Source organism: Cellulomonas sp. IC4_254, assembly GCF_011603975.1.
Lineage (GTDB): Bacteria > Actinomycetota > Actinomycetes > Actinomycetales > Cellulomonadaceae > Cellulomonas.
In genome coordinates this window covers 1-7734 of record NZ_JAANNB010000182.1, presented here as the reverse complement: position 1 = coordinate 7734, position 7734 = coordinate 1, and the positions used below count along the sequence as shown (strand labels likewise).

The 7734-nt window shown below is 76.1% G+C and carries 6 protein-coding genes; 2 read left to right on the top strand and 4 right to left on the bottom strand.

The window, feature by feature from the left end; all coding sequences use genetic code 11:
- Positions 1-917: 917 nt before the first annotated feature.
- Entirely contained in the window at positions 918-1331 is a 414-nt protein-coding gene (locus G6556_RS15295) for an OsmC family protein (protein WP_166943243.1), read from the top strand.
- Here G6556_RS15295 and G6556_RS20290 read toward each other — a convergent pair.
- Positions 1297-3867, bottom strand: coding sequence for a LuxR C-terminal-related transcriptional regulator (locus G6556_RS20290; RefSeq protein WP_166943240.1), 2571 nt, complete (start codon positions 3865-3867; stop codon positions 1297-1299). The two genes, G6556_RS15295 and G6556_RS20290, sit on opposite strands and share 35 nt — an antisense overlap.
- Before the next feature lie 285 nt (positions 3868-4152).
- Between G6556_RS20290 and G6556_RS15285 the strand changes: the two genes are divergently transcribed.
- Positions 4153-4752, top strand: a complete 600-nt coding sequence (locus G6556_RS15285) for an NADPH-dependent FMN reductase (RefSeq protein WP_166943237.1) — start codon at positions 4153-4155, stop codon at positions 4750-4752.
- Positions 4753-4780: 28 nt separating this feature from the next.
- Here the strand turns inward: G6556_RS15285 and G6556_RS15280 are convergent, their stop codons facing one another.
- The 3 genes from G6556_RS15280 to G6556_RS15270 form a co-directional block, all read right to left on the bottom strand.
- The gene (locus G6556_RS15280) at positions 4781-5779 is read right to left on the bottom strand and encodes a pirin family protein (protein ID WP_166943234.1); all 999 of its coding nucleotides are present in this window, start codon (positions 5777-5779) and stop codon (positions 4781-4783) included.
- Positions 5780-5891: 112 nt separating this feature from the next.
- Positions 5892-6446 (bottom strand): hypothetical protein, encoded by a 555-nt coding sequence (locus G6556_RS15275; protein ID WP_166943232.1) that lies wholly within the window; start codon positions 6444-6446, stop codon positions 5892-5894.
- 13 nt (positions 6447-6459) lie between these two features.
- Positions 6460-7608 carry a zinc-dependent alcohol dehydrogenase gene (locus G6556_RS15270; RefSeq protein WP_166943229.1) on the bottom strand — a complete coding sequence of 383 codons (1149 nt, stop codon included), beginning with the start codon at positions 7606-7608 and terminating at the stop codon, positions 6460-6462.
- Between the last annotated feature and the right edge of the window lie 126 nt (positions 7609-7734).

The window sequence follows — 7734 nt, the reverse complement described above, 5'->3', positions numbered from 1 at the left end:
GGGGCGCGGGGCCGTCGGTGCCGGTCCCGGCGGCGGGACCGCCGGCGGTCGCCGAGGGGGTCGGCGGCGTCGCCGGCGCGGCCTCGGCGGAGGCGGCCGGCTGCTGCCCGGGGACGGAGCGGCGCGCAGGGACCTTCACCCGCAGCACGCTAACCGGGACTGCCCCCGACCGGAGGTGTGACGCGCCGCCGAGCCGGGTGATGACGCGGAACTCGCCGATCGCGGGCCGGCCCGGCGGGCCGGTCGCGGGACGGCCTGCGGGTCGCGCGCGGGGCGGCCTGGAGGTCGCGCGCGGGGCGGCCAGGAGGTCGCGCGGAGGGCGGCCTGCAGACCCGCGCGCGGGGGTCGCCACGCCTCGACGAGGCGGTGGGGGCGCCGGTCCGGAGCGGTGCTCGACGGTGCGGCGGGGACGTAGTGAACGGTGCGCACCGCGCAGGGGGCAGGCGATGCGCACCGTCGGGAATGAACTATGGCCCTGGATGGTGCAGCGGTCAACAACCTGGCGTCCCCCAGGGTGAACGCTCACACAGCCTGATCACAGACCGGGAGCATCGCCGCAGGTCGCTCTCCGAGCGGGTGACGGACATCACCACGGAGAGCGAGGGCTCCGGTGCCCGACGGGGGGCGGTGCCGGACACCGGAGACCTCGGCGCCGGAGGACCTGTCAGCCGCTGCAGGCCCTCCGACGTCCTCCATTCAAGGCCGCCCGGCGACCCCTCCCGTCGACGGTGAGTGCTCCGGCCGCCGCCGTTGAGTGGCCGGACGGGAAGGACTGAGGGTCCGGGCGCCGCGGGTGAGCGGCAGCCATCGCCGCGGCCTAGGTGCTCCTGGGCGGAGACCCGGCGAAGACCCGGCGGGACCCGGCGAGGGCGCGGCGTTACGCTGCGGTCGACCCGCCCGCCGAGGGGAGGACCGCCGTGCCCGAGGACTTCGCGGTGACCGTCGGCGCCGGCACGCTGGCGCCCGCGGACGGCGACGCGCTCGCCCTCCCGCACCGCTGGACGGCCGAGGGCGTCCGGGCCACGGTGTCGTTCACCGGGGCGCACCTGCTGCACCTCGCGGTCGCCGGCTGCGTGCTGAACGACCTGTACCGCGAGGCGCACGCCCGGGACCTGCCGCTGGCCGGCGTCGCGGTGACGGCGCGCGGGGGCTTCGCGCCGGGGACGTGGGCGTCGACGGGCGTGACCTACGAGGTGCGCGTGGACACCACCGCGACCGACGCCGAGGTGGCGCTGCTGCTCGAGGTCGTCGACGAGGTGGCGGAGATCCCGCGCGCCGTGCGCCAGGGCGTCCCGGTCAGCCGCCCCACTGCGCCAGCTCGCTCCGGCTGACCAGGCCGAGCTTCCGCAGCGCTCGGCTCATGTGGTTCTCGACGGTCCGGACGCTGAGGTAGAGCTGGTCGGCGATCTGCCGGTTGCTCAGGCCCTCGCGGGCCAGCACGGCGACCTCCTGCTCCCGGCCGGACAGCGGCTCGGAGCGGAGCCCGCCCAGCCGGGTGACGTGCGCGCGGGCCGGTCGGGGCGTGCCCTCCTGGACGCCGAGGAGCTGCTCGGCGGCGCGGGCCAGCGCGGGCGCGGTCGCCGCGCTGGTCCGCGAGACCGCGGCGGCCACGGCGTCCCGGTCGTCCTCGACGAGGCCGACCACGACCTGCGCGTACGGCTCGAGCAGCGGGACCCGGGTCCGGGACGCGAGGTCGCGCACCGCGTCCGCCCGCTCCGCGTCGAGGTCGCCGCCGGCGAGCGTCCAGCACAGCAGCGCCGGCTGCAGCAGCCCCTCGGCGGCGTACGCGTGCGCCGCGTCCCGCGAGATCCGGGCCGCGGCCTGCGGCTCGCCCGAGGCGGCCGCGAGCGCCGCGCGTGCCAGCGGCCGGACGGAGCGCAGCAGCGGGCGGTGGGCCTGCGGCGACCGGTCCAGCTCGCGCACGAGCACCTGGGCGAGCGTGAGGTTGCCGGCGTGCGCCTGGATCACCGCGCCGATGGTCAGCCCGCGCCGGTAGAACGTCGTGCCGACGGGGCCCGGGGCACCCAGCCGGAGCGCCGTGCTCACCGCGCGCCAGGCCGCCGCGGTCTGCGACGAGACGTACAGCACCTCGGCGAGCATGCTCGCGTGCACGCGGATCGCCAGGGCGTCCACCGCGTCGTACGCGGCGTCGAGCATCCGGCGCTGCCACTGCTCGGCCTCGTCGAGCCGGCCGGTCTGCAGCAGGGCCTGGCCGTGCAGCGCCGCCAGGTAGTGCCGCGGCTCGACCGCCGCGGACGACAGGTCCGCCCGCTCGACCACCTCGAGCGCGGCGTCGGGCCAGCCGGCCTCCAGCAGCGCGGCGGCGCGCAGCACCGACGGCCAGCCGCGCACGAACGGCACGTGCGGCTCCGGGTCGGTCTCGGCGGCCACCTCCTCGGGGCTCCGCCCCGCCGCGAGCTCCCGCAGCAGCCGCGGCTTGAGCCGGCCGAGCTCCGCGACCGGCGCGAGGTCGGGGTCGTCCAGCTCCGCCCCGCCGGCCTCGGGCGCCTGCGCCGCGCCGTCGCCCGCGGGACCGCCGTCGACCTCGTCCGCCTCGTCCGCCTCGGCCGTCGCGCGCGGCGACGCCGCCCACGCGGTCCACCGGGAGCGGTAGAAGGCGAACGCCGCCCGCTCCCCGGCGTCGTCGTGCTCGCCCGGGACGACCCGCGCGAACACCTCCTCGAGCTGCTCGGTCGCGGGCCGGCGCAGCAGCGCGGCGAGGTACGCGTTGGCGGTCGCCAGCGTCGGCTGCGCCAGCCACTCCGATCGCCGGGCGCCCTCCTCCGCGGTGGCCCGCTCGTGCACCAGCCCCGCGACCTGCACCACCCACTCCGGGGCGCCGCCCTCGCCCGAGGGGGTCGCGAGCAGGGCCGTCGTCAGGTCGCCGACCGGCGTGGCGGACGCCGCGAGCGCCCCGCCCTCGGCCGCGACCCGCTCCGCGAGCCGGCGGCGGCGGTACGGCGAGACCCGCTCGCGCAGCGCCCGCGCGAGCAGCGGCGGCGACACCGCGAGCACCTCGCCGGACCCGGCGAGCTCGTGGCCGACGACGCGGCCGAGGTCCGACAGCGTGGCGAGCGCGGTCGGGTCCACCAGCCGGTCCACCACGTCCGCGGGCACCGGGCCGGCGCTCGCGAGCGTCTCCAGCGCCGCGACGCAGTCGGGCCCGAGGCCGGACAGGAAGATGTACGCGACCGCCTCGGCCGGCACCTCGCCGAGGGTGCCGTCCCCGACCCACAGGCCGTCGTGCCGGAGAAGCGCGCCCGAGGCCCGGGCGGCGTCCGCGAGCGCCACGACCGCGCGCGGGTTGCCCCCGGTCTCGGCCATCACCGACGCGGTCAGCGCGGCGTCGGCCGGGGCGCCGAGCACCGACTCGAGCAGCGCCGCGACCGCGCGGAACCCGAACGGCTGGACGCGCACCTCCGCCGGGGCGCGCCCGAGCAGGAGGTCGCGCAGGCCGCCGCACGCCGCGCGGAGCGGGTCGGTCGTGCTGGAGGCGACCAGCAGCGACCCCGTGCGCCCGATCACCCGCCGTACGACGCCGAGGCTCGCGTCGTCCATCCGGTCGGCGTCGTCGACCAGCAGCAGGCTCCGGCGGGCGCGCAGCTCCTCCGTGAGCCAGTCGGACAGCGCCGCCTCGTCCGGGACCCGCACCGAGGCGGACGCGTGGTCGAGCAGCGCGGACAGCGGCCGGCTCCCGCCCGCGCGCAGCAGGATGCCCGTCACCCCGCGCCGCGAGGCGTCCGCGAGCAGGCCCTCCAGGACCGTCGTCTTGCCCGCGCCGCGGTCACCGCGCACGAGGACGTCGCGGCCGAGCGGCAGCCACCGCTGCGCCGCCGCGACCGTCAGGCCGAATCCCTCTGCCTCCACCGTCAGACCTCCGTGTGCTCCGGGCCCTCGCGGGCCGCACCAGCACTGTGTCCGCCGGTGGACCACTCAGCCGCGGGGTGGGCAGCACCTACCCAGTGCGCACGACGGGGCGGACGGCGATCCCGGGGGTCCTCCCGGTCCGGTCCGGCACATACCTACCCAACCGTGCGGCGGCGCCCCGGCCCCGCGTGCCTCGGCCACCGCGCGCCCCGGGACCACCGGTGCCACGCTGGGGTGCGCCGCGCGAGGGCCGGCCGGGCCCCCGCCCCGGACCGGAGGACCGCGATGTCGTACACCATCGGCTACTTCGTCGGCAGCCTGTCGAGCACGTCGATCAACCGCACGCTCGCGAACGCCCTGATCGCGCTCGCACCCGAGCAGCTGGAGTTCCGGGAGATCCCCATCGGCGGGCTCCCGCTCTACAGCCCCGACCACGACGCCGACTACCCGCCCGAGGCGCGGGAGCTCAAGCGGGCGATCGAGGAGTCGGACGGCATCCTGTTCGTCTCCCCCGAGTACAACCGCTCGATCCCCGGGGCGCTGAAGAACGCGATCGACTGGGGCTCGCGGCCGTGGGGCACCAACGCGTTCGCCCGCAAGCCCACCGGCATCGCCGGTGCGTCGATCGGCAAGATCGGCACCGCCGTCATGCAGTCGTCGATGCGGAGCGTGCTGAGCTTCCTCGACGCGCCGCAGCTCAACGCCCCCGAGGTCTACGTGCAGGTGGAGGCGGGCACGTTCGCCGAGGACGGCACGCTGCTCGACGACACGCTCGCGCAGTTCCTGCGGCACTACATGGCGGAGTACTGCGCGTTCGTGCAGCGGGTGCTCGCCGCGAACGCACCCGGGCACATCGGCGACCCGGACGCGATGCCGGTCGCCTGACCGGCGCGCGCCGCCGCGCCGGGGCCGGCTACGCGCGCGGGCGCAGCCGCAGCTCGGGCATCGGCGGTGCCGGCAGCGGCGCCTCCGGGTGCCCCTGCACGCGCCCGAACCCCGGCGCGGGCGCCTCCGGGTCGGCGATCTCCGCCTGCCACCGGGCGCGCGCCGCGACGACCTCGTCGTGGTCCCGGCCGATGAAGTTCCACCACATGACGATCTGCTCGCCGAGCGGCAGCCCGCCGATCAGCAGCACCCGGGCCTCGGCGTCCCCGGTGGCGGTCAGAGTGAGGGTGGTCGCACCCGGCTCGCGGTGGAGCAGGTGGTGCGCGGGCGCGGCCACCCCGTCGACCGCGAGCGCCCCGGCGTCGACGAGGACCGCGTGCTCGAAGGCCGGGTCCACGGCGAACGTGTGCGCGGCGCCCGGCCGGAGCCGCACCTCGGCGCCGACCAGCGGGCTGAACGTCCGCACCGGCGACGTCGACCCGGCGAGCGTGCCGAGGAACACCCGCGCCTCCCCGCCGTCGAGCGGGACGACCGGGGGCACGTGGTGCTCGAACGCGGGCGGCGCGCCCCGGTCGGCCTCGGGCAGCACGGTCCAGAGCTGGACGCCGTGCAGGACCGTCGTCGCGTCGGTGGAGTCCTCGGAGTGGCTGATCCCGCGGCCCGCGGTCATGAGGTTCATCTCGCCCGGGCGGACCAGGCAGTGCGTGCCGAGGCTGTCGCGGTGCTCGATCTCCCCAGAGAACAGCCAGGACACCGTCTGCAGGCCGGTGTGCGGGTGCGGCGGGACCCGCATGCCGCCGGTCGCCGCGACGTCGTCCGGGCCGTAGTGGTCGAGGAAGCACCAGGCGCCGACGAACGACCGGGCGCGCTGCGGCAGCGTGCGGCGGACGGACATCGCGCGGATGCCGCCGAGCGGGACGTCGCGGGGCTCGAGCAGCTCGAACCCCGCCGGGAGCGAGCCCTGCGACGCGGCCGCACCACCGGGCGAGCACACGCGCTCGGTCGCGACGGCCTCGAGGTTGGTCATGCCCGGCAGCCTAGTTCGCGCCCCGACCGCGTCGAGTGTCCAGGACACGCCCGGACACGCGCACCGCGCACCGGCGTGTCCTGGACACTGGACACTCGACCGCGTCTTCGGGCTAGCGGAGCAGCCTGCGGACGGCGACCACCGCGACCGCGGCCCCGGCGATCCACGGGCCCGCCACGATCAGCGGGTCCAGCACCTGGTGCCGGACGTCGACCCGGCCCCGGCGGGACGCGACCGGGTGGGCGTGCGGCTCGGCCAGGACGCCCGTCTGCGTGATCGGGTTGTCCGGCCGGGTCGTCGCGAAGGACTTCAGGTGCTCGGTGGTCGACTCCACGCGGTCGGCGGCGATGAGCAGCAGCCAGTGCGCGGCGCGACCCTCGCTGAACCGGTCGTAGGCGTACCGCCGGATCGCCCCGGCGGGCCCGTGCAGCGGCTGCGCCGTGCCGAACACCGGCGGCAGCTGCGTGTGCTCGATCGACCGCTCCCGGGGGTACGGCTCGGGCTGGCGCTCGGGGAAGTCCCAGTGCGCTCCGGTGGGCAGGTCGGTCCGCTCGCGCGGGTACGACGGGCGGTCGGCGGGGTCGAGGTCGGCACCCCAGCCGGGGATGCGGGCGCGGAGCTGCTCCGGCGTCTCCGCGAGCGGCGGCTTCTCGGCGCGGTACGGCATGGTGCGTGCCCCCTCAGTCCTCGTCCGGGATGATGACCGGCTTGATCATGCCGTCGAGCTTCGACGACATCAGGTGGTACCCCTCGGCGATGTGCTCCAGGGGGATGCGGTGCGTGATGATCTCCGACGGCTTCAGGTAGCCGCTGCGGATGTGCTCCAGCAGCCGCGGCCACTGCCGGGCCACCGGTGCCTGGTTCATCCGCAGCGTGAGGCCCTTGTTCATCGCGTCGCCGAACTTCACGGCGGAGAAGATCGGCCCGTAGGCGCCCATCACCGAGATGGTGCCGCCCTTGCGCACGCCGTCGATCGCCCAGTTCAGCGCGACCGGCGACCCGCCCTGCAGCTTGAGCTTGGCCGCCGTGACGTGCTGGACCAGGTTGCCGTCCGCCTCCGCGCCGACCGCCTCGATGACGCGGTCGAAGCCCAGGCCGTCGGTGGCGTACTTCATCTCGACCACGATGTCGTCGTACTCGGTGTAGTTCCGGGTCTCGGCGTAGGCGAACTCCTTCGCCTTCTCGAGCCGGTAGTCGAGCTGGTCGATCACGACGACCCGGCCCGCGCCCATGAGCCAGGCCGACCGCGCCGCGAACAGCCCGACCGGACCCGCCCCGAGGACCGCGACCGTGTCGCCCTCGCGGATGTCCGCGAGCTGCGCGCCGAAGTAGCCGGTGGACAGCGCGTCGGTCATCAGCAGCGCGTCCTCGTCGTCCAGCCAGTCCGGGATCTTCTGGGGCCCGACGTCCGCGAACGGCACCCGCACGTACTGCGCCTGGCCGCCGTCGTACCCGCCCGTCGTGTGGGAGTACCCGTAGATGCCACCCACGGCCGTCGCGTTCGGGTTCACGTTGTGGCAGTTGGAGTACAGGCCTCGCGCGCAGAAGAAGCAGGTCCCGCAGTAGATGTTGAACGGGACCATGACCCGGTCCCCGACCTGCAGGTTCTGCACCGAGGAGCCGACCTGCTCGACCACCCCGATGAACTCGTGGCCGAACGTGTGCCCGATGCGGGTGTCCGGCATCATCCCGTGGTACAGGTGCAGGTCCGAGCCGCAGATCGCGGCGCGCACCACCCTCACGACCGCGTCGTTCGGATGCTCGATCCTCGGGACGTCCTTCTCCTCCACGCGGACCTTGTACGGCCCGCGGTAGACCATGGCGCGCATCGACGTACCCCTCTCGGCGATTCGGTGACCCTCAGCCTGCGGACTGCGGGGCGATGCCGCATCTGGGGGCGGACCCGTGCGCCCGGGGTCGGCCGTCGGTGCGACGATCGGTCCGTGCCCACCCCC

Bases quoted from the DNA above. Each gene is read 5' to 3' on its own strand.
- G6556_RS15275 (WP_166943232.1), bottom strand. From the start codon at position 6,446: ATGCCGTACCGCGCCGAGAAGCCGCCGCTCGCGGAGACGCCGGAGCAG.
- G6556_RS15285 (WP_166943237.1), top strand. From the start codon at position 4,153: ATGTCGTACACCATCGGCTACTTCGTCGGCAGCCTGTCGAGCACGTCG.
- G6556_RS15270 (WP_166943229.1), bottom strand. From the start codon at position 7,608: ATGCGCGCCATGGTCTACCGCGGGCCGTACAAGGTCCGCGTGGAGGAG.
- G6556_RS15280 (WP_166943234.1), bottom strand. From the start codon at position 5,779: ATGACCAACCTCGAGGCCGTCGCGACCGAGCGCGTGTGCTCGCCCGGT.